Origin of the sequence: Peterkaempfera podocarpi, from assembly GCF_042466665.1 — a bacterium.
GTDB classification, from domain to species: Bacteria; Actinomycetota; Actinomycetes; order Streptomycetales; family Streptomycetaceae; genus Peterkaempfera; species Peterkaempfera podocarpi.
Window position 1 is genome coordinate 4,216,990 of the sequence record NZ_CP162102.1, and the last position, 19,876, is coordinate 4,236,865.

At 72.2% G+C, this 19,876-nt stretch carries 19 protein-coding genes and 2 pseudogenes; 10 read left to right on the forward strand and 11 right to left on the reverse strand.

Annotation, left to right across the window (positions count from 1 at the left end; translation table 11 throughout):
- Positions 1-299: 299 nt before the first annotated feature.
- The gene (locus AB0761_RS18475; protein WP_377270159.1) at positions 300-509 is read left to right on the forward strand and encodes a hypothetical protein; all 210 of its coding nucleotides are present in this window, start codon (positions 300-302) and stop codon (positions 507-509) included.
- Positions 510-748: 239 nt separating this feature from the next.
- Here AB0761_RS18475 and AB0761_RS18480 read toward each other — a convergent pair whose 3' ends face one another.
- Complete coding sequence (locus tag AB0761_RS18480) at positions 749-1,213, reverse strand: SRPBCC family protein (RefSeq protein ID WP_377270160.1); 465 nt, start codon at positions 1,211-1,213, stop codon at positions 749-751.
- A 46-nt stretch (positions 1,214-1,259) separates the two neighbouring features.
- Here AB0761_RS18480 and AB0761_RS18485 point away from each other — a divergent pair, with 46 nt between their 5' ends.
- Together AB0761_RS18485 and AB0761_RS18490 are read left to right on the forward strand one after the other, a co-directional pair.
- Positions 1,260-1,880, forward strand: a complete 621-nt coding sequence (locus AB0761_RS18485; RefSeq protein WP_377270161.1) for a TetR/AcrR family transcriptional regulator — start codon at positions 1,260-1,262, stop codon at positions 1,878-1,880.
- A gap of 632 nt (positions 1,881-2,512) precedes the next feature.
- Positions 2,513-2,779 (forward strand): hypothetical protein, encoded by a 267-nt coding sequence (locus AB0761_RS18490; RefSeq protein ID WP_377270162.1) that lies wholly within the window; start codon positions 2,513-2,515, stop codon positions 2,777-2,779.
- A gap of 185 nt (positions 2,780-2,964) precedes the next feature.
- Here AB0761_RS18490 and AB0761_RS18495 read toward each other — a convergent pair whose 3' ends face one another.
- Complete coding sequence (locus AB0761_RS18495) at positions 2,965-3,402, reverse strand: MarR family winged helix-turn-helix transcriptional regulator (RefSeq protein WP_377270163.1); 438 nt, start codon at positions 3,400-3,402, stop codon at positions 2,965-2,967.
- 119 nt (positions 3,403-3,521) lie between these two features.
- Here AB0761_RS18495 and AB0761_RS18500 point away from each other — a divergent pair.
- Positions 3,522-3,914, forward strand: a pseudogene (locus tag AB0761_RS18500) (alpha/beta fold hydrolase); the annotation flags it as partial.
- Between the two features lie 646 nt (positions 3,915-4,560).
- Here AB0761_RS18500 and AB0761_RS18505 read toward each other — a convergent pair.
- Both AB0761_RS18505 and AB0761_RS18510 read right to left on the reverse strand, forming a co-directional pair.
- Positions 4,561-5,181, reverse strand: coding sequence for a L,D-transpeptidase (locus AB0761_RS18505; protein WP_377270164.1), 621 nt, complete (start codon positions 5,179-5,181; stop codon positions 4,561-4,563).
- 438 nt (positions 5,182-5,619) lie between these two features.
- Entirely contained in the window at positions 5,620-7,128 is a 1,509-nt protein-coding gene (locus AB0761_RS18510) for an alpha/beta fold hydrolase (RefSeq protein WP_377270165.1), read from the reverse strand.
- Between the two features lie 97 nt (positions 7,129-7,225).
- Here AB0761_RS18510 and AB0761_RS18515 point away from each other — a divergent pair, with 97 nt between their 5' ends.
- The 3 genes from AB0761_RS18515 (at position 7,226) to AB0761_RS18525 (ending at position 10,251) form a co-directional block, all read left to right on the forward strand.
- A complete protein-coding gene (locus tag AB0761_RS18515) occupies positions 7,226-8,161 on the forward strand; it encodes a MerR family transcriptional regulator (protein WP_377270166.1) in 936 nt (311 codons plus the stop codon).
- A gap of 195 nt (positions 8,162-8,356) precedes the next feature.
- Entirely contained in the window at positions 8,357-9,217 is an 861-nt protein-coding gene (locus tag AB0761_RS18520) for a sulfurtransferase (RefSeq protein ID WP_377270167.1), read from the forward strand.
- Between the two features lie 17 nt (positions 9,218-9,234).
- Positions 9,235-10,251 carry a 4'-phosphopantetheinyl transferase family protein gene (locus tag AB0761_RS18525; protein ID WP_377270168.1) on the forward strand — a complete coding sequence of 339 codons (1,017 nt, stop codon included), beginning with the start codon at positions 9,235-9,237 and terminating at the stop codon, positions 10,249-10,251.
- A 17-nt stretch (positions 10,252-10,268) separates the two neighbouring features.
- Here AB0761_RS18525 and AB0761_RS18530 read toward each other — a convergent pair whose 3' ends face one another.
- The gene (locus tag AB0761_RS18530) at positions 10,269-10,502 is read right to left on the reverse strand and encodes a hypothetical protein (protein WP_377270169.1); all 234 of its coding nucleotides are present in this window, start codon (positions 10,500-10,502) and stop codon (positions 10,269-10,271) included.
- A 165-nt stretch (positions 10,503-10,667) separates the two neighbouring features.
- Here AB0761_RS18530 and AB0761_RS18535 point away from each other — a divergent pair, with 165 nt between their 5' ends.
- Positions 10,668-11,312 (forward strand): TetR/AcrR family transcriptional regulator, encoded by a 645-nt coding sequence (locus tag AB0761_RS18535; RefSeq protein ID WP_377270170.1) that lies wholly within the window; start codon positions 10,668-10,670, stop codon positions 11,310-11,312.
- Between the two features lie 12 nt (positions 11,313-11,324).
- On the opposite strand, the pseudogene AB0761_RS18540 reads toward AB0761_RS18535, so the two are convergent.
- A pseudogene (locus AB0761_RS18540) lies at positions 11,325-11,666 on the reverse strand (GDSL-type esterase/lipase family protein); the annotation flags it as partial.
- 317 nt (positions 11,667-11,983) lie between these two features.
- Between AB0761_RS18540 and AB0761_RS18545 the strand changes: the two are divergent.
- Positions 11,984-12,640: a TIGR03086 family metal-binding protein gene (locus AB0761_RS18545; protein ID WP_377270171.1), complete on the forward strand. Its 657-nt coding sequence runs from the start codon at positions 11,984-11,986 to the stop codon at positions 12,638-12,640.
- A gap of 292 nt (positions 12,641-12,932) precedes the next feature.
- On the opposite strand, the gene AB0761_RS18550 is transcribed toward AB0761_RS18545, so the two are convergent.
- Positions 12,933-15,056 (reverse strand): cellulose binding domain-containing protein, encoded by a 2,124-nt coding sequence (locus AB0761_RS18550; protein WP_377270172.1) that lies wholly within the window; start codon positions 15,054-15,056, stop codon positions 12,933-12,935.
- A 403-nt stretch (positions 15,057-15,459) separates the two neighbouring features.
- Entirely contained in the window at positions 15,460-16,584 is a 1,125-nt protein-coding gene (locus AB0761_RS18555) for an epoxide hydrolase family protein (RefSeq protein ID WP_377270173.1), read from the reverse strand.
- A gap of 63 nt (positions 16,585-16,647) precedes the next feature.
- Here AB0761_RS18555 and AB0761_RS18560 point away from each other — a divergent pair, with 63 nt between their 5' ends.
- Positions 16,648-17,640 (forward strand): helix-turn-helix transcriptional regulator, encoded by a 993-nt coding sequence (locus AB0761_RS18560; RefSeq protein ID WP_377270174.1) that lies wholly within the window; start codon positions 16,648-16,650, stop codon positions 17,638-17,640.
- 66 nt (positions 17,641-17,706) lie between these two features.
- On the opposite strand, the gene AB0761_RS18565 is transcribed toward AB0761_RS18560, so the two are convergent.
- From AB0761_RS18565 to AB0761_RS18575, 3 genes are read right to left on the reverse strand one after another with little or no spacing between them, the layout of a single operon-like run.
- Positions 17,707-18,966 carry an RNA polymerase sigma factor gene (locus AB0761_RS18565; protein WP_377270175.1) on the reverse strand — a complete coding sequence of 420 codons (1,260 nt, stop codon included), beginning with the start codon at positions 18,964-18,966 and terminating at the stop codon, positions 17,707-17,709.
- Positions 18,963-19,289, reverse strand: a complete 327-nt coding sequence (locus AB0761_RS18570; protein ID WP_377270176.1) for a YciI family protein — start codon at positions 19,287-19,289, stop codon at positions 18,963-18,965. The genes AB0761_RS18565 and AB0761_RS18570 overlap by 4 nt, the downstream gene beginning before the upstream one ends.
- The gene (locus tag AB0761_RS18575) at positions 19,261-19,848 is read right to left on the reverse strand and encodes an SRPBCC family protein (protein WP_377270177.1); all 588 of its coding nucleotides are present in this window, start codon (positions 19,846-19,848) and stop codon (positions 19,261-19,263) included. The genes AB0761_RS18570 and AB0761_RS18575 overlap by 29 nt, the downstream gene beginning before the upstream one ends.
- Positions 19,849-19,876: the final 28 nt, after the last annotated feature.

Below are 19,876 nucleotides of genomic sequence, written 5' to 3' on the forward strand. Positions count from 1 at the left end.
GGCCGATGCGTTACACACCCGTGCCCCCAGGGCCGTCGAGAATGCCCTGCAGCACATCGCGGCAGCACCGCGTCTGCTTCCTGGCCGTACTCCGGCATTCGCTGGAAGGCGGGCCCGGCTGGCCGCGGCGGTGACTACAGCAGCACCGTTCGTTGTACCGGTTCGCGAGGTGCTGGTGGCGGCGACGCATCCGCGCGGACTTGCCAGTTCCCAGCCCGTGGTCGCGTCAACGACCATGTCCGGGACGCCAAGGATCAGCAGCTACCCGAAACGTCATTGCATGTGCGCAACTTGCCTGGATGCAAGCATCATCGAAGGCGCCCGACCGGCAAGGTTGCCGGTACGTCTTCGCCGACGCGCAGCACCACGACGCGATGGCGGCGCTCGGGCTCCCTGCGGCTGTGCTCACGACCGGTTACGGCAACCTGCGCCACGGCTACCTGCCCCACGGCGTGGCTGCGGAGCACATCGTTCTGTTGGGTGACGTACAGCCGCCGAAGACCGCATGAGTCCAGCCGGCGCCGCAGGCATCCGCTTGCGCGCATGCGGCACAGCGGCGTCGCACGACCTCGTGGGCTCGGTTCACAGGGGGCTCGGCACTGCGCCTCCCCCTGTTCCGTTCGGTATCGGTTCCGTTCGGTATCGCCCGCTGTCCTGGTCTCTGTCCGGTGTGCCGACGCACGCCACCGCTCGTCTCCGGCGGCGCCCCCCGTCTGAGCTGCCCTGTGACGAGGGGTCCGACCGCAGATCAGGAACCGGCAACGGACACGTGGCGGGCCAGTTCGGCGGCCAGGCGTCGCATGACCGTACGGTTGGCGCGCAGCATCGTGGCCCGGACGACGGGCGCCAGCAGGCGGTCGGCGAGGGGGGCGCGTACCCAGGAGTATGTGAAGGAGATATGGCTCCCGCCGGCCTGCAGCGGTTCGATGGCGTAGATGCCGTGGCCCAGGCGCCGCCCGGCCGCGCTGACATTGCGTTCAACGATGCGCCGCGGCGCCTCCGCCTCCACGACCTCGACGGTGACATCCGTCCTGGTGCCGCCCAGCGCGGCCGTGACCGTGGCACCCGATCCGATGCCGCGGCCTGGGCCGCTGTAGCGCCAGTGGGTCAGGTAGTGGTCGGTGAATCGCTCGTGGTGAGCCATGACATCGAGGAAGTCGTAGACCTGCTCGGGCGTCTGCGGTACGTCGATCGACACGGTGACAGACCTCATGTACCACACGGTACATGAGGCATGTACCAGTCGGTACACTCGCGGCATGGCGAATGCGGACGACTCAACTCCCGGCGACGAAGGCGCGCTTGGCACGGACGTGGCCCGGCGCGCCCAACTGGTGGACGCGGCCGTCGACCACGTGGCAGCGCACGGCATCGCGGATCTGAGCCTGCGCCGCCTGGGCTCCGCGATCGGCGTCAGTCATCGCATGCTGATTCACTATTTCGGCTCCAAGGAGCAGTTGTTCGTCGAGATTGTCCGGACGTCGGAGCGACGCCAGCGCGAGCTGCTGTCCCCGCTCCGTCTGGAGCCCGGTCTCTCACCCGCCGATGCCGCGAGGCTGCTCTGGCAGCAGCTGACGGATCCCCGGCTCGCCGGTGAGGAGCGGCTCTTCTTCGAAATCTGCGGACAGGCGCTGCGGGGCCGCCCCGAGGCCGTCCCGGTCCTCGAAGGACTCGTGGCGGACTGGCTGGAGCCGCTGGTGGCCGCCGAAGTGGCCGCGGGGGTGGACCCTGCCGCGGCCCGGAACCGCGCCAGGCTGGGACTGGCCACCGTCCGCGGTCTGCTGCTCGACCTGCTCGCCACCGGCGACCGCACCGGCGTCGACGCGGCGATGGAGGAGTTCCTCCAGCTGTACTACGGCTCCGAGAACGACGTTTACTGAGGTGAACGCGTGCGCCTCCAGCCGTCGCGGTTGCAGTTGCGTCCATGCCCGTTCAACGGGGTCCGAGGGGCGGCCGGCGAGCAGCGTCATCGCAGTTCAGGACGGTGGCGGACCCGGTCGGGCACCCGGACGGACAGTGGGCAAGCGCGTTGGGGGCAGCCCCCTCACGCCCGGGACACGACCGACCTGCCGGCGCCCGAGAGGTGGTGAGCGGGGCGGGATCCACGGCCTGCGCCATAGTCCCGAGGTGGCTCCCGGGGACCTTTGTGCCCGCCCCCCTTGACCGCGGACCTCAAGGGTTCTCTGACCGGTCTCTCTCCGCCACGCAAGCTAGTGCCGGGCTCACCGACAGTGGTCCGATGCCGGCCCGCCCGCTGCACCCTGGCGGTCCCGGGTGACCGGAGATGCTCAACCTGGGTCCGGCCGATCCGGTTCACCCGTTCGGCCCACGGGACGGGCGGGCGGCCGGCAGGGCTCCTAGATTTCCATCGAACCAGCAGGATCGGCGCCGAGCCGCGGACGACGAGCGGAGACCGATCGGGGACCCGCGCGCTTGCCCGGCGCCTCCCGCACAGGTGCGGTCCGGTTCCATCCGGGCCGGGTGACCTGATGGAGAGAGCAGGTGCATTCCCATGCGTCCGTCGACTCGAATCGTCAGCATTCTCGCCTGCACAGCCGCCGCCCTCGGCGGTGTCGTCATCACCGCACCCGCCGCCCATGCGGACCTGGAGGACTGCACCGCATACCTCCGGGACCACGGTTACCAGGTCTCGGACGTCGCCCGTACGGCCTGCTACTACGGCCTGGTGGGTGAGCAACGCGGGTGTGTCAGGGAACTGGCCCAGCTCGGTGTCCAGGAGTCGGCCGCGACCGAGGCATGCCGCCGCGCCGCACTCTGACCGGCGCCCTCACCCGCACCCGCACCCGCACCCGAAGCCGGACCCGGGGCGAAGCGCCCCGGCCACCGCGCCGGGGCAAGGTGCAGCCGCGGCAGGGGCCCGGCTCGACCGGGCAAGCGATGCCCATCACCGGCCGACGGCAGGTCAGCACGCGTGAGGCCACGGGCCGGCGACCGCGCGGCGGTTCAGTCGGGCAGCAGATGGCGGGCCAGTACGTCCAGCGCGCCCATCACCTCTTCCAGGCGCTGCGGGTCGCCCTCGCCGAGTGCGGCGATGAGGGCGTCCGCGATGCCGGCCGCGCGCACCTCGGCCACCCGCGAGGACGCCTCGGCGGCCGGGCGGACGAGCATACGGCGGCGGTCGGCCGGGTCGGGGGCGGTCTCGATGGAGCCCGCCTCCTTGAGTCGCGCCACCGCCGTGGACACCTGGCTCTGCGGCAGGCCGGTGCGGGCGGCGGTCGCGCCGACGGTGGTGTCCGGGTGCGTGGCGATGTCGCTGGCCACGATCAGCACCGTCCGCGTGCTGCCGACGTACCGGTCCGAGCCGCCCGGGGGTTCCGGGAGAGCCTCTTCGCCGATCTTCATCAGGGTGCGTCCCAGGAGGAACAGCTCGACTCCGTTCACACCCACAAGGTACATCTTTTTCGATCCATCGAGATTGAAGTATCTAAATCGATCGATTATCGTTGAGGTGCTGCCGGCGGGCGGACCGCCGCGCAGAAGCGCGCAGAAGGGGGAGCGCCATGTCCGGCACCGCGACTACCGGCCTGCTGAACATCCCGGGAGCCGTCCTGCACTACCAGGTCCGCGGCAGCGGCCCGGTCCTGCTGATCTCGCAGAGCGGTGAGGGCGACGCCGACCGCACGGTCGACCTGGTCCCGCACCTGACCGACGACTTCACCGTGGTCACCTACGACCGCCGCGGCCTCTCCCGCAGCCGCCTCGACAACCCGGAGCGCGGCGCCTCGCTGGCCGAGCACGCCGACGACGTCCACCGGCTGCTGGACCGCCTCACCGACGAACCCGCCCTCCTGCTCGGCTGCAGCATCGGCGCCGTCATCGGCCTGCACGCCGCCCTCCGCCACCCTGGGCGGATCGGGACTCTGATCGCGCACGAGCCGGTCGCCCCATGCCTGCTCCCCGACGTGGAACGGGACCGCCACGAACGGGAGTTGGCACAGCTCCAGCAGGTCTACAAGCGCGGCGGACTCGGTGCGGCCCTTCCCGAGATCGCCAGGGTCCTCGGTATCGACCCCGCAAACCCGGACGCCGAGCCCGGCCTCACCCCGCAGCCGATCGACGCCCGGCGCACCGCCAACTTCGACTACTTCATCCGGCACGACTTCACCGCGGTCATCCACGACACTCTCGATGTGCCGGCCCTCAAGGCCACCTCCACCCGCATCGTCCCCGCCGTCGGCCGCACCACCCCCCGCGAGGTGTTCGACCACCGCTGCGCCACCGCTCTGGCCGGCCTGCTCGGCACCGGCCTGCAGGAGTTCCCGGGCGGCCACAACGGCAACACCAGCCATCCGCGCGGCTACGCCGCCCGCCTCCGGGAGATCGCACGCGGCGCGGCGCGGCGTGAGCGCCGTGAGCGTCCGGACCGGCTCGGACCGCCCCTGCGGCGGCCCTGTGCCGTACGTCCGACGCGCGAGGGCGCCCACGGTCCTCAGCCAGGCCCGGAGCCTGGAAGTCCGGCGGAACGAGTACCGCATACACGCTTCCCCGCGTGCCGCCTCCTGTCCGGGCAGGAGGCAGCACACAGGCGGACCGGTCGGGTCAGTAGTCCTCCGACTCCGACTCCGACTCCGGCTGCGGCTTGGGCTTGTGGCCCCAGGTGTACACGGCCGTGCCCTTGCCGATCACGCGCCAGAGCGCCTGGGCGTCGTCGTACACCAGATTGACGCAGCCGTGGGAGCCCGGACCGTCGTCGACCCCACCGTAGACACCGTGGAGAGCCTGGCCGCCGCTGAAGAACTGGCTGTACGGCATCGGCGACTTGTACTCCTTCGACCAGTGGTCGATGTCGCGCCGGTAGACCCGGAACCAGCCGGTGCGCGTCGCATTCCCGACCCGCCCGGTTCTCACCGGAACGTCGTCGAAGACGATGCGTCGCCCCGTCTGCACCCACAACACCTGGTGGTTGAGGTCGACACAGACAACCCGGTAGGTGCGGACCGGACAGCCCCGCACCGTCTTGGCCTTCGATCCGACCGTGCTCCACGCATGGGCGGATTCCGGGCTCGCGCCCTTGAGTGCTGGCAGGCGGTTGGATGCCGTCACCGCATGAGCCGGGGACATGGCAGGCGCCGCAGTTATCAGCAGCCCTGCCAGAACTGACATCCCCAGCAGCCGGCCGCGCACACCGCTCAGACGTCTACTGCATTGCTGGCTTCTCACACAGGAATAATATGAATAATCGGGACAAACTCTCGCGCTCAAGTCCCCCAGCCACCCGTCCAGCAGACGCTTCTTCACTCGCTCGGGCGGACAGCGGATCCGGCGCCCGCGTCGGCGTCGCGATCCAGGCCCGTGCGCGGGTCGTCCGACCACCCCCGATCACCACCTGTGCGCAGACTCTCCGCCACCTCCGCTACAGCGCACCGCCGATGACCGCACGCCCGGGAAAGGAACCCGTCGGCGCGCAGGCTTCTCGTACGCACGTTCAGATATGGCTCATGCGATCGAGTCCGGTCGGCAGTTCCGTGGGAACCCGAACCATCCGCCCGCGTTCATCCGGATCCCGCCCCTGTACCGGCCGGGGCCGGACCCCATCAGCGGCCCGGCCCCGGCCTCCACCACTCCCACGCCGTGTCCGCCGGACGTACGGGGCAGGCCTCAGCCCTGCAGGTGACCGACCACGGCCCGCACCGCCCGGTCCACTGCGTCGCGCGCCTCATCGATGCGGTCCAGGGTCTCGAACCCGTGGTGGGCGTTCGGCACATCGATCACTTCGACGTCGGCCTTGCAGTCCGCTGCCGCCGCCAGGAACTCCTCGACGGTCGCAGCGATCGCCGGCGCCTCCAGACCCACCCGGGTCACCACGATCGGGAGGCCCCCCGCGGAACCCACCGCGGCGGAGGGCCGGAAGCGCGGGTCCATGGACCCCCAGTTCGGCAGTGGCCCGAGCACCGGATAGGTCGCTGCCACACACCGCAGCCACGGCGGGGGAGCCGCGAGCCAGTCCGCCGCGAGCAGCCCGCCGCCGGAGAAGAACCACAGCGCGATGCGCTCCCCGTCGACACGCCGGTCGGCCCGCACCAGTTCGACCGCCTCGGCGACATCCTCGGCGGCCCGGCCGTAGTCGGCGAGGTCGTGCAGCCGGTGGTCGACGATCGCGCCGACCGCTCCCAGCGCGGCCGCGAAGCGGGCGTAGCCGACCAGGGACGGCCAGTCGCGCGGCGTGGGCCGGGTGGCGGCGGGGATCGGACCGCCGTGGACCAGCAACACCGCGGGGCAGGGGTGTTCGGCCTCGGGCAGATGGAGATCGACCCGTCCGGTGCGCACACGAGGGCGTTCCGCCACGTCCAGGAGGAAGGGGCGGAGATGCGAGGGCTGCTCGCCGCTGCGGGCGCCCACCCGGTGCCCCTCCCCTGCGGCGGCGGCCAGCAGTACGCGGGTCAGCTCATCGGGGGCGGAGAGCATCGGCCAGTGCCCGGTGTCGAGTTCGAAGAAGGTCACCCCGGGTTCGGTGAGCGCCTTGAAGCGCGGGTCCCCGAAGCCGACCATGGCCTCGACCCGGGCGATGGTCGACCCGTTCGCGGTGCAGAGGACACCGGTCGTCGGCAGCCCGGAGACGGCTCCCGTCAGCCGAAGCGGCCGGGTGAGCGTGGCTCGCGGCTGCGGGGCGGCCAGGCGGGACAGCTTCGACAGCGCCTCCGCGGGGAGGCCGGCGGTGCTGCCCCAGATCTGCCACCCGTCCGGTGACGGCGGAGGGATCCGCCAGTCGTCCCCGGTCGGCTCCGCCGGGTCCAGCAGCCGGTCGCGGAGCTCATGGTCCGGTACCAGTGCGAGTGCCGGGACGCCGTCCTGGGGCAGGCCCGTGTCCAGGTAGACGATCCGGGAGATCCGCTCGGGGCGGCGGCCGGCGGCGCCCAGCACCGGGTGGATGCCGTAGTCATGGCCGACGATCACCACCTCCGGGGCGTCCACGTGGTCGATCAGCTGTGTGAGGTCCTCGATGTGGGTCTCCAGATCGGTGCCTGCCCCTGCCAGACGGCGGCGGTCGCCCGCGCCGGTGAGCGTCACCGGGTACACCTCGGCCCCCGATGCCCGTAGCCGATCGGCGACCTCCTGCCAGATCCAGCCGCCGGTGAAACTGCCCGGCACCAGTACGAACGCCGTCATGACCGTCTCCTCGCATGCCTCGGTCCACGCGGTCCGCCCCACCGGCCCTCCGCGTCCACGGGTACGGTAGGAACTCCCCCTGAGGGAGGTTCAAGCCTTGTCGCCCGACGGTTTGTGGAGCATCGGGGAGCTCGCCGAGCGCGCGGGCGTCACCGTCAAGACCGTCCGCTTCTACTCCGACCGCGGTCTGCTGCCGGAGGCGGGACGCAGCAGCGGGGGCCACCGCCGCTACGGCGCCGAGGCGCTCGACCGGCTGCGGCTGATCCGCTCGCTGCGCACCCTCGATCTGCCGGTCTCCGAGGTGGGCCGGATCCTCGACCGGGAGGAGGTGTTGGAGGATGCCATCGCCGGGCAGCTTCGCGAGCTCGGCTCCCGGATGGCCGCCCTGCGCTGGCGGGAGGCCGCCCTCCAACTGCTCCGCGACTGCACCGCTGCGGAGCGCGCCGAGCGGCTGCGCCTGGTCGGCGCTGTGGCCGCACCACCCAGCACCGCGGCGCTGGCGCGCTTCTGGCGCCATGTGCTGCCTCCGCGGCTCCCGGCCCGGCTGGTCTCCGCGATCCTTGATGCCGCGGTTCCGCAGCCGCCGTCCGATCCGTCCCCGTCCCAGGTCCTGGCCTTCGCCAGGCTGCACGCGTTCACCTCCGACGCCCGCCTCGGCACCGACCGCTGCCGGCCCGCCTCCCGCGCGCTCGACGGGGGTTACCGTCCCGCCGTGCTCTACGACGGCCTCGGTGAGGCGTATGCACTGGCCGCGGCGGACCTTCGCGCGGAGCGGCCACCGCAGAAGGGCGAGGCGCTCGACTGCTTCGTGGCCGCCCACGCCGGGTCACGCGGGGTGCGGGACACCCCCGATTTCCGTCAGCGGCTCGGCAGTGTGCTGGCCGAGACCGCCGATCCCGTCGTCGGCCGCTACTGGCAGCTCGCGGGCGAGCTGTCCGCCGCACCGTCCGGACCGCCGGAGCCCACCATGGGCGCCGCCCACGACTGGCTCATCGCAGCCCTGGAGGAGCAGACCGCCGGGCCGGCCCGCTGAACCCGGGTCCATGAACTCCCGCTGCCCGCAGGGACGGAGACTGCTCAAGCGGAGGACTGCTGTGTCCCGGTTCACAGCCGCCGCGCCCCGGGCCCCGGTCCGTCCCGGCCGGGATCTGCGGCACCATCGGGTGAGCCCCGTGCTCACCCGCTTCACCGCCCGGCCGCAGGGCCGGGCATCCCCGCAAGGAGACCGGTGAACAACGCCCCGCCACCGCCCGCCCCGCTCCCCGGCCCGCTCCCCGGCCCACTGGTCGACACCGACTGGCTGGCGCCCCGGCTGGGCAGGCCCGGGCTGGTGGTCCTCGACGCCTCGGTCGGCGTGCACCGGGGTGCCGGGCAGCGGATCCCGGGCGCACGGGTCTTCGACATCGACGGGGTGTTCTCCGACCGCACCGGTCCGCTGCCCCACACCATGCCCACCGCCGACCGGTTCACCAAGGAGATGCGCGCCCTCGGTGTGGACGGCACCGACACCGTGGTGGTCTACGACGCCGCGGGTGTCTACTCCGGCCCGCGGGCCTGGTGGATGCTGCGGGCGATGGGCTTCGACCGGGCCGCGGTGCTCGACGGCGGCCTGCCAGCCTGGGCGGCGGCCGGGCTGCCGCTGGCGGACGGTGGGCCGGATGCCCCGGTGCGGCCTGGTGACTTCACCGCCCGGCCCCGCCCCGGGCTGCTGGTGGGCAGCAGCGAGGTGGCGGCGGCCCTGGGCGATCGGGCCGCCGTGGTCCTCGACGCCCGTTCCCGGGAACGGTTCTCGGGTACGGCCCCCGAGCCCCGGGTCGGGCTGCGGAGCGGCCATATGCCCGGTGCGGTGAACCTGCCCTTCGGCGACATCCAGCGGGACGGGCGCATGCGGCCGGCCTCGGAGCTGCGCGCGGTGTTCTCCGCACTCGCCGGGGACCGGGAGCGGCTGGTCCTCAGCTGCGGGTCGGGCGTCACCGCCTGCGTGCTGGCGCTGGGGGCCGAACTGGCCGGCCTCCGTGGGCTGTCGGTGTACGACGGCTCCTGGAGCGAGTGGGGGCTGCCCTCGGACCTGCCTGTGGTGACCGGCTGACCGGGCAGGCGGCCGGGTTGAGCGAACTGGCCCCGGGCCTGCCGCTGTGCCGGCTGCGGGTGCAGTGGGCGGCGGCGTCCACCATCAGGTCGGCGACGATCCTCCCCGATCCGGTCCCCCCGGCAGGCCTGGCCGAGGGCGGTCTCGGCGGTGACGTCGCCGATGTCGTAGGCCATGTTCTTCAGCACGCCGAGGATGAACTGCGTGGCCTCGTCGATCATGTGCTTGACTCCCGGTTCATGGCAGGGCATCCGGGTCTGGCCCCGGACACGGTGACGGTGTTGTGGTGTGCTGCGGACGCGGACGAACGGCAGCGGGCGCACGCGCTCCTTGTCGGAGCGGCCGCGGAGCTGCTCGGTGTCGTGCCGTCCGCGCTCCGGGTGGATCACGAGCCCGCCGGCCGGCCCGTCCTGGGCGGGGCGGGGCAGGGGCTGCGGGTGAGTGTGAGCCATGGGCGAGGGGTGATCGCCGTGGCGCTGGGCCGGTCGGTGGCGGTGGGGGTCGATGTCGAGGCGGTCCGGCCGCTGCGGGCCGCGGCCCTGGCCCGCCGCTGGTTCCATCCGCAGGAGGCGGACTGGGTGGCGGCACTGCCGCAGGATCAGCGGAACACCGCCTACCTGTGGCTATGGACGCAGAAGGAAGCCGTGGGCAAGTCGCTCGGCAGCGGGCTGCGGGACGGCGGCATGAGCCGCCGCATGGCGCTGCCGGCCTTCGGTCTTCCGGGGGACGCCCTGTCCGGCCGCCGCCCCTCTGAGCGCCGCCTCACTGTGAGCGGACGGCCTGTCAGCGACCCCTCCGTCGGTGGGTTCTCCGTCAGTGAGCCCTCCGTCGGTGAGCCCTCTGCCGACAGGCCTTCTGCCGACGGGCCTTCTGGCGGCGGTCCGGCGGGCGGGCCGGTGCTGGCCCCGCTGCCGGACGATCCGCTGACCGCGGCGGGAGCCGTCGTCCTGGACGGCGGCGCGGTGGTGCTCGGGGTGGCCGCCCACGGCATCGGGGGCGGCGGGGTGCGGGTCGACCTGCGCCACCGCGGATAGCCCCGGCGCGGTGGCGCTCACCGGACCGCCCCCGCCCTGGCCGCGGCCTGCAGGGCCTCCGGGTTGCGCAGCGGTTCTCCCGCAGCCAGGCCAGGTCCGCCCAGCCGACGGACGGGTCGAACTGTTCCCTGGAGTGCCGCTCCACGGCCGAGGTGCCGGCCTGGGCGCTGTGCGACGCCCCTGCCGCCGGCCAGGAAGTCCCAGGTGCTGTCGGGCAGCCTGGCGCGGGCGGCGATCTCGTACCCGCGCATGAGTCATACGCTTCCCCTGTAACGCACAGCTCTGACCTTGCGTCAGACATGCTCACACGGGTTTGTGATCGATCGCGGTTAAAGCGCACGGTCGTTCACTTAATGTAGTCGGTGTCGCCGGACCGGTCGGACCGTCCGGACACCCAGGAAGACGAGGATGACGACATGGCGGGGGGGCGCACCGACGGGCGCATCGAACGGGGCAACCAGACCAGGCGGCTCATCCTGCGACGGACGGTGGAGATCGCCTCGGTGGAGGGGCTGGAGGGGCTGTCGCTCGGAAGGCTCGCCGGCGAACTCAATCTGAGCAAGAGCGGGGTCTTCGCCCTGTTCGGCTCCAAGGAGGAGCTGCAGCTGGCGACCGTGCGCGCGGCGATCAACGTCTTCCTGGAGCAGGTGGTCACGCCCGCGCGGCGCACCCCGCCCGGGGTCGCGCGGGTGTGGGAGCTCTGCCGCCTGTGGCTGGTCTACTCCGAGCAGCGGGTCTTCCCCGGCGGCTGCTTCTTCTACTCCGTCTCCGCGGAGTTCGACGCCCGTCCGGGCCCGGTGCACGACACCGTCGTCGGCGCCCAGGTCAACTGGCGGGCCTTCGTGGAACAGGCGATCACCGAGGGGATCGAGGCGGGCGACATCGCCGCCGACACCGATGTGACCCTGCTGGCCTTCGAGCTCATCGCCTTCCTGGAGCTGGCCAACGGCGACTCGGTGCTGCGCGACGACTCCGCCGTCTACCGCACCGCCACCACCGCCATTCTGCGCCGGCTGCGCGCCGTCGCCACCGATCCCTCGTCCCTGCCCGACGTCCCTTGACCCCGACGCGGCCCTGCTCACGGTGATCACCTCACTGCCGCGCCCCCACAGCGCAGCGACGATCGCATGGAGCTCCGCCTCCACCGCGGCCGGACGGAAGACCGGGCGCAGGATGTCGTAGCCGCCGCAGGCGACCAGGGCCAGGTCGGGGCCGAAATCCAGCGCGGTCTGCAGCCGGGTGGCCCGGACCTGGGCGGCCGGGCGTTGCGGCCGGCCGAGGTTGAGACAGGGCAGACCGGGCTGCTGGGCGGTCAGTTCCCGGGCGATGCCGCCGGCCCATGGTTCGTCCGGATAGCACGGGACGGGGTCCCCGATCCCCTCCGCGACACTGTCGCCGACCACGGCGAACCGCATCCACGGGTGGCCCTTCAGCAGCCGCCCCGCCTCTCCGTCGCGCAGGCAGTACGGGTCAGCGGCCTCGCCGCTCGCTCGCTTGCCTGCTCAGCATGACGTCGACTCGCAATCCATCGGAGGTCGGCCAGCAGCCGGCTGCATCACGGCCGCGCCGCCGACAGTAGCTGTACTTACAGCACGATCGTTCACTCATTTTTCATCTCGACGACCGGCCGCCGCTCCGAGCTGGCGCCGTATACGGATCGACCAGGTATCAGTACGATCGGTCGCACTTAGGAATCCCGCCACGATGCTCACAGCACCACGAAGGGACACGCATGGACACGGACATCGTTGAACTCGACCGGATCGCGGTCGAGGAGTCCCTGCGGATCGTGCGCTCAGTGGCCGACCACCAGTGGGACCTGCCCACCCCCTGCACCGGCTGGAACCTGCACGACCTGGTCTCCCACATGGCCGCCCAGCACCTCGGCTTCGCCGCGGCCGCCACCGACGGCGGACCGGACGCAGCCGACCCGGCCACCTGGCGGCCCCTCCCCCTCGGCGACCGGCCCCGCGACGCCTACCAGGCCGTCTGCAAGCAGGTACTGGCCGCCTTCGCGGCCGACGGGGTGACGCAGCGGACCTTCCCGCTCCCCGAGATCCACCCCACCTTCGCCTTCCCCGCCACGATGGCCATCGGCTTCCACCACCTGGACTACGTGGTGCACAGCTGGGACGCCGCCGCCGCCCTCGGCATCCCCATCGACCTGCCCGCCGGGGCACTCCAGGCCGCCCTGGACATCGCACGGCTGATCCCCGACGACGAACGGCGCCGCACCCCCGACGCCCAGATCGGGCCGCCGCTCCCGGTGCCGGGTGACGCACGGGTGCTGGACCGGCTGCTGGCACTGGTCGGCCGTGACCCCCGGTGGTCCGCCGCGACGGCCCGGGGCACCACCGTGTCCGTCCCGCTGACACAGCACCGGTCCTGACCCGCCCCGGAGGTAACGACCCCTGTCACCGCAGCCCGACTCCGCGTCCACCGCGGACACACCCGGATCCGTCGCAGCCCGCCCGGCGGAGCGGGACGGCGCTGGTCCTGGTACTGGCGGACCCGCCCCCTGCCTCCGGCCGCGACCGCGGAGCAGCCCGGGGCGGCGGCCGCAGCGGGTACCCCGGCGTCGCCCACGGGCCTCGCCGTCGACTGACCCGCGGCCGTCCCGGGGGTACCGGGACGACAGCAGGGCCCGGCTGCACGGCAGCCGGGCCCTGTCCGTCATCGCCTCACTGGGTCGTGCAGCGCAGCCCGCTCAGCGACGGCGGTGCGCTGCCGGTGCCGAGCACCCCCAGGGTGGTCGATCCCCCCGGGGCCAGTGCACCGTTGTAGCTCAGGGAGCTGAGGGTGACGGCGGCCCCGGACTGGGCCACGGTGGCGTTCCAGGCCTGCGAGACGGTCTGGGCGCCGGGCCATGAATAGCCCACCGACCAGCTCTTGGTGGCGACGGTGCCGGTGTTGGACACCTTGAGGCCGAGCTGGAAGCCGCCACCCCACGAGTTGTCCAGCGACCAGGTCACCTGGCAGCCCCCGGACGTCGGAGTGGGCGTCGGCGTCGGCGTCGGGGTGGGAGTCGGGGTCGGGGTGGGAGTCGGGGTGGGCGTCGGCGTCGGCGTCGGCGTCGGCGTGGGAGTGGGCGTCGGCGACGAGGTCGGCGCCGTGCCATTGCCGGTGGTCAGCACGACCACCGACTCCGCCGGAACCGCGACCGACGAACCGGAGAGGGTGCTGGAGGCGATCGTCGGGTTCGCGCTGTCGTAGGTGTACTGGGTGACCGAACCACCGCCGATGCCCAGGGACGACCCGGCCAGCGTGTACAAGTGGGACGGGTCGGCGTTCACCAGCATGACCGCGTAACTGCCGTCCGGCCGCTGGGAGTAGTAGCCGTAGATGTTGGGGGTGGCCACGGCCAGGGTGCCGACCTTGGCGCCCTTCACGGCCAGCTTTGAGGCCAGCGCATAGCCGTAGTACGGCGCATAGGGGGTGTTCAGCGCCGGCTCGCCCTTGGTGGCGGAGGAGAACATGCCGAAGTCCGCAGTCTGCTCACCGTAGTTGTGCACATCCCACCAGTCGACGCTCTGGGCGCCATTGGAGAGCCACTCCAGGGTGTTGGCGGCGGCGAACAGGGCGCCGACGGGCTCCTCGTTCCACTCGTTGGCGGTCTGCGAGATGTTGGTCTCGCCGACCACGAAGTAGGCGGTGGGGTCGTTCTTGGCCAGTGCCGCCTTGACCTCGGCCGCCGCTGCGGGGATGTTGTCGACCGTTTCCATGATCGACTGGACGCTCTCCGCAGGTGTGCCGTTGACCGGGTACCAGTGCACATCGGCGCAGTCGGTGGCGGAGGCGTCGGCCTTGAGGACGGTGTCGTTCCAGTTCTGCCAGCCGTCCACCCCCGCGCCCGGCGCCAGGGTGCCGTCCATGGCGTAGTCGTAGCAGACCTGGGCCGCGGGGTCGGCCGCCTTGATGGCCTTCATGTACGGCAGCGCATTGGCGGCGTACGAGGCCGCAGTGTGCGGGTTGGCGTGGTTGTCGGTCTCCCAGGAGCCGTACTCCTCGTTGCCGATCTCCCACAGCGCCACTCCCTGGCCTGCGGTGTGCGACTGGTTGACCCAGGCTGCGGCGCTCTCCGGGGTGTCGGAGCCGTAGTTGACGGTGACGAACTTCTGGCCGCCGGATATGGCGTCGACCTGGCTGGAGTAGTCCGCGAAGTCCACCGGCTGGACTGCTCCGCCCTGGGTGTTGTTCTGCCACATGTAGCCGTCGGCCCAGGAGCCGCCGGGGTAGCGGACCAGGCCGACCTGGGCGCTGGAGAGATAGCTCGCGATCTCGGGGTCGACGAAGTCGGTGTCCCAGGACGCGGTGTTGACGCCCAGCGGGGCCAGCGGACCCGACAGGGTGGCGGCGGCGGAGCCCTGGGTCGGCCCGGCGCAGCTCACCGTGGGGACTGGGTTGGAGGTGCCGTTGAAGGTGCCGTGGAAGCCCCAGGTGGTGCTGGCGCCCACACCCAGGGCGGCGTTGAAGCCCTGCGGGGTGGCGGTCACCGTGGTGCCGCTCTGTGTCACGTTCGCGCTGTAGGGCGAGCCGGCGATGACGGCCTGGCCGGCGGTGTAGTTCCAGGAGACCGACCAGCTGTTGATCGGGTAGGCGGAGGTGTTGGTCACCTTCACCTCGACGCCGAAGTCGGGCGGGTTGTTGGACGGCGTCTGCCAGGAGACGGTGTACGTGGCGGTGCAGTCGGCCCCGGTGTCGGCAGGTGCACTGCCTGCGTTCACCATGACCGCGACCGCGGCGGACAGGGTGAGTACGGCCGCCATGGCGGCCCTGCCCCAGCGACTGGGGGTGATGGCTCTCAAGAGGACTCCTCGGATGGTTTTCCCCGCGGTGCGCAGAACAACTGACCGGTGGTGAGATGCGTTGCAACGGAGAGGAAACCTGTCGGCGGGGCCGTCGGCGGAGAGATGCCTCAGCCCGCGTCCGGCGTCGAGAAGCTCGTCGCCAGGGGCATGCGCGCACAGTCGGGGGTTCCGGGGAGGCCAGAGGCCTTCCTTCGGCGGCATGCCCGGGACGCCCGAGGGGCGGCGGACACCGCGGCCGAAATCCGGAACGGGTGCGGACATGCGGGAACAACAGATCGACTCGGCCTGATTCTACGCCTGACCTGCCGTCATGGGCACCCTGTGGAGGGACTTCGCGGTTCCCCCGCGAGCGGGGTGCGCAGAGGCGCCGGCGCTCGGGCCGGCGCCCCTGCGGCAGGCCTCAGCGCACCGTGCGGAAGAAGGTGCGGACATCCTCCACAAAGGCCTTGGGCTGCTCCAGGGAGAGGAAGTTGCCGCCGCGCTCCAGCTCCGTCCAGTGGGTGACCAGGTGCTCGCGTTCGGCGAACCGGCGGACGGCGACGTCGGTGCTGAGCGCGACGGCGACCCCGGTGGGGACGGTGCCGCGCTCCTTGGGGGACCAGGCCGCGGGGTCGTGCGCCGACTCGTAGTAGAGGTTGGCGGAGGACCCGGCGGTACCGGTGAACCAGTAGACGCTGATGTTGGTCAGCAGGTTGTCGATGCCCACCGCGTCCTCGGGCAGCTCGGTCTCGACATCGGTCCACTCCTTGAACTTCTCGGCCACCCAGGCGAGTTGTCCCACCGGGGAGTCGTTCAGTCCATGGGCCAGGGTGTGCGGGCGGGTCGACTGGATGGCGTTGAAGCCCATCATCTCGTCGCGGAAGAACTGCAGCCTTGCCACCCGCCCCTGCTCGGCCTCGGTGAGTCCGGCGAAGTCGGCGGGGTCCTCGGAGGGGAAGGTGATCAGCCCGTTGACATGGATCCCGATCACCCGCTCGGGCTGCCGGCGGCCCATCTCGGCGGCGATCCAGGCACCCCCGCCGCCGCCCTGCACGCCGTAGCGTTTGTAGCCCAGGCGGGCCATCACCTCGACGAAGGCGGCCGCGATCCGACCGGTGTTCCAGCCGGGGCTGCTGAGCGGCCCGGAGAAGCCGACCCCGGGGGTGGAGGTGACGACGACATGGAAGTCCTCCGCCAGCGGATCCACCACCTCGGAGAACTGGGTGAAGGACCCCGGCCAGTCATGGATCAGCAGCAGCGGCACAGCCTCCGGGTTCTCGGAGCGGATGTGCATGAAGTGGATGGTCTGACCGTCCGTCACGGTGGTGAACTGCGGGTGGCGGTTGAGCCGCTGCTCGCCCTCGCGCCAGTCGAAGCCGTCGGCCCAGTACTCGGCGAGCTTCCTGAGGTGGTCCACCGGCACACCCCGACTCCAGCCGGTGCCTGGCACCTCGCTGCTCCAGCGGGTGCGGGCCAGACGGTGGTGCAGATCGTCCAGCTCGGCCTGCGGGATGTCGATGACGAAGGGGGAGATCTCGTTGTTCATGAGAAAAAGAGTAGGGTTTCATTAGGAAGCTGGCGTTCCTAATAGGACAATGGACTGCACTGCATGCTGGAAACTTCGGCGCGACTGCTGCGCCTCCTCTCGCTGCTCCAGACGCCACGGGAGTGGCCCGGATCCGAGCTGGCCGAGCGGCTGGGGGTGAGCGGGCGCACGGTACGCAATGACATCGACCGTCTTCGTGAGCTCGGCTACCCCGTCCTCGCCACCCGCGGGGCCACGGGCGGCTACCGGCTGTCCGCCGGCGCCGCGATGCCGCCGCTGCTGCTGGACGACGACGAGGCGGTGGCGGTGACCGTCGGGCTGCGGACGGTCACCGCGGGCGCGATAGCGGGCATGGAGGAGACCTCCCTCCAGGTCCTGGCCAAGCTCCAGCAGGTGCTGCCCTCCCGGCTCCGGCGGCGGGTCCAGACGCTGGCCGCGTACACCGTTCCGGTCCCGGTCGACCGCCCCGGGCCCGTGGTCGACCCGCAGCTGCTGTCCACCCTGGCCGGCGTCTGCCGGGACCGTGAGCGGCTGCGCTTCGAGTACCGCAGCCATGACGGCACCGCCACCCGGCGCATGGTGGAACCGCATCGGGTGGTCAGCTGGGGGCGGCGCTGGTACCTGGTGGCCTGGGACGTCGAACGTGACGACTGGCGGACCTTCCGCATCGACCGGATCGAGCCGCGGCTGCCGACCGGTCCTCGGTTCGCACCGCGCGAACCCCCCGAGGGGGATGTGGCCGCCTATGTCGCCCGCCATGCCTCGGCTGCGGCATGGCGCTATCGCACCCGGGTCACCGTGCACGCCCCGGCCGAGGTGGTGGCCGGGCTGATCAATCCGTCGGTCGGCGTGGTGGAGCCGGTGGACGAGGCCAGCTGCGTCCTGGACACCGGCGCCGACTCGGTCGAGGAACTGGGTGTTCATCTGGGACGGCTCGGCCATGACTTCGACGTCAGCGGGCCGCCGGAACTGCTGGCCCATCTGGCGGAGTTGGCCCGCCGTTACGCCCGCTCCACCCCGTCCGGCCTCGACGGCCGCGAGGGCGGGGACGGCTGAACCAGGACCGGCCCGGCGCCGGTCCGGGCCGCGTACGGTCATGGCTGCACGCGCCACGCGGGGGTGTCAGCCGCGCCCGGAGACCTCGTCCAGCCGCCGCTGGAGATGCCGGCGCTCCGCCTCGGCGGCGGTCAGCGCCAGTGCCTCCCGGTAGGCGTCCGCGGCCTCCCCGGCACGGCCGAGCCGGCGGAGCAGATCTGCCCGGGTGGCGGGCAGCAGGTGATAACCCGACAGCGCCCCGGACGCCTCCAGCGACCCGACCAGGGCGAGCCCTGCGGCGGGGCCGTCGGCCATGGCCACCGCGACCGCGCGATTGAGCTCCACCACCGGTGAGGGGGCGAGCACCGCCAGCCTCCCGTAGAGGGCTGCGATCTGCGGCCAGTCGGTGTCGGCCGCCCGCGCCGCGGTCGCATGGCAGGCCGCGATGGCGGCCTGCACCTGGTAGGGGCCGGGCCGGCCCTGTTGCAGGGCTGCGTCCAGCAGGCCCACCCCCTCGGCGATCCCCCCGGCGTCCCAGCGGCCCCGGTCCTGGTCCTCCAGCGGCACCAGGTCCCCGGCGTCGTCGGTCCTGGCGGCCCGCCGGGCGTCGTGCAGCAGCATCAGCGCCAGCAGCCCGGCCGCCTCCGGCTGCTCCGGCATCAGCCCGGCGAGGCAGCGGGCCAGCCGGATGGCCTCCGCACACAGGCCCCGGCGCACCAGATCGGCCCCGGCGGTGGCGCTGTAGCCCTCGTTGAAGAGCAGATAGAGCACGGCCAGCACGGCCGCGGTGCGCTGCGGCAGCAGTTCGGCCGGCGGTACCCGGTAGGGGATCCCGGCGTTGCGGATCCGCTGCTTGGCCCGCACCAGGCGCTTGGCCATGGTGGGCTCGGGCACCAGGAACGCCCGCGCGATCTCGGCGGTGGTGAGACCGGTCAGGGTGCGCAGCGTCAGCGCGACCCTGGCCTCCGTGGAGAGCGCCGGATGGCAGCAGGTGAAGATCAGCCGCAGCCGGTCGTCCGGTACGCCGCCGGGGCCTCCCGCGCCGGAGTCCTGCGCCTCGGGGCCCGGCAGCGCGGCCAGCTCCCTGAGCCTGACCGCCTCGGTGGCGGTGCGGCGCAGCCGGTCCACGGCGCGGTTGCGCGCGGTGGTGGTGAGCCAGGCGCCGGGGCGGCGCGGGACGCCGTCGCGCGGCCAGCACTCCAGTGCCCGCGCGAAGGCGTCCTGCGCACACTCCTCGGCCAGGTCCCAGTCCCCGGTGACCCGGATCAGGGTGGCGACGACCCGTCCCCACTCCTGCCGGAAGGCATCGGCGACTGCGGCCTCGGCCTCGGCGCCCACGGTGCTCACTCCTCCCAGAGCGGCCTCACCTCGACGGTGCCGAACCTGGCGACCGGGTGCCGGGACGCCACCGCGATCGCCTCGTCGAGGTTGTCGCACTCGATCAGGTCGTACCCGGCGATCTGCTCCTTGGTCTCGGCGAACGGCCCGTCCGAGACCACCAGTTCGCCGTCCTGCATCCGCACCGTAGTGGCGTCCTGGGCCGGCCGCAGGCGGGACCCGGAAAGTCGGACGCCGCCGCTGTCCACCTCCTTCACCCAGGCTTCGGGTGAGGCCTCCTCCGCCGTCACCTCCACGGACTCGTCAACGCAGATCAGCAGCATGTACTTCATGGTTCCTCCGTGATTCCGCGGTACCGGGCACGGTCGCCCGGGACTCCCTGATGTCACGGACCATCGCGTCGATGGTCCGGGTCATATTGCGGCGCAGCTGCTCCAGACGCCCCGCGAGAACGGCTGCGGCACGGGCGGGGTCGCTCTCGGCTGCGACGCTCAGCCCGGTCCGCCCGGGGCCGTGGACAAAGCTCTGCCGGACGAGCGTCAGCCCGGGGGCGCCGCCCGGCAGCAGGTCGTAGCGCCACAGCGAGCCGGGACTGGCGGGGTCCTCGTCGTCGCAGAGCACCGACCAGGCGAAGGTGCGCGGCGGGTCCACCGCGGTCACCTGGCAGACGACGGCCAGCTCCTGGCCGTCGGGATACCGGTTGCGGGCCTCGAAGCGAGCGCCGGTCCTCGGTCGTGGATCAGCGGCGTCCAGCCAGGCCGCGTGGACGCACTCCGGGCTCCACTCCGCTGTGCGGGTCACATCGATGATCCGCTCCCACAGCAGAGCCCGCGGGGCCTCGACGACGAGCTCCACGTCCACCCGCGCTCCGGTCACTCCGGAACCGTCCATGCGGCCTCCTCCTTCTCCGGGCTGTCCG

Coding starts and splice junctions, on each gene's coding strand:
- AB0761_RS18475 (WP_377270159.1), top strand. CDS start 300: ATGCAAGCATCATCGAAGGCGCCCGACCGGCAAGGTTGCCGGTACGTC.
- AB0761_RS18480 (WP_377270160.1), bottom strand. CDS start 1,213: ATGAGGTCTGTCACCGTGTCGATCGACGTACCGCAGACGCCCGAGCAG.
- AB0761_RS18485 (WP_377270161.1), top strand. CDS start 1,260: ATGGCGAATGCGGACGACTCAACTCCCGGCGACGAAGGCGCGCTTGGC.
- AB0761_RS18490 (WP_377270162.1), top strand. CDS start 2,513: ATGCGTCCGTCGACTCGAATCGTCAGCATTCTCGCCTGCACAGCCGCC.
- AB0761_RS18510 (WP_377270165.1), bottom strand. CDS start 7,128: ATGACGGCGTTCGTACTGGTGCCGGGCAGTTTCACCGGCGGCTGGATC.
- AB0761_RS18530 (WP_377270169.1), bottom strand. CDS start 10,502: ATGCGCGGGTACGAGATCGCCGCCCGCGCCAGGCTGCCCGACAGCACC.
- AB0761_RS18535 (WP_377270170.1), top strand. CDS start 10,668: ATGGCGGGGGGGCGCACCGACGGGCGCATCGAACGGGGCAACCAGACC.
- AB0761_RS18545 (WP_377270171.1), top strand. CDS start 11,984: ATGGACACGGACATCGTTGAACTCGACCGGATCGCGGTCGAGGAGTCC.
- AB0761_RS18555 (WP_377270173.1), bottom strand. CDS start 16,584: ATGAACAACGAGATCTCCCCCTTCGTCATCGACATCCCGCAGGCCGAG.
- AB0761_RS18560 (WP_377270174.1), top strand. CDS start 16,648: ATGCTGGAAACTTCGGCGCGACTGCTGCGCCTCCTCTCGCTGCTCCAG.
- AB0761_RS18570 (WP_377270176.1), bottom strand. CDS start 19,289: ATGAAGTACATGCTGCTGATCTGCGTTGACGAGTCCGTGGAGGTGACG.
- AB0761_RS18575 (WP_377270177.1), bottom strand. CDS start 19,848: ATGGACGGTTCCGGAGTGACCGGAGCGCGGGTGGACGTGGAGCTCGTC.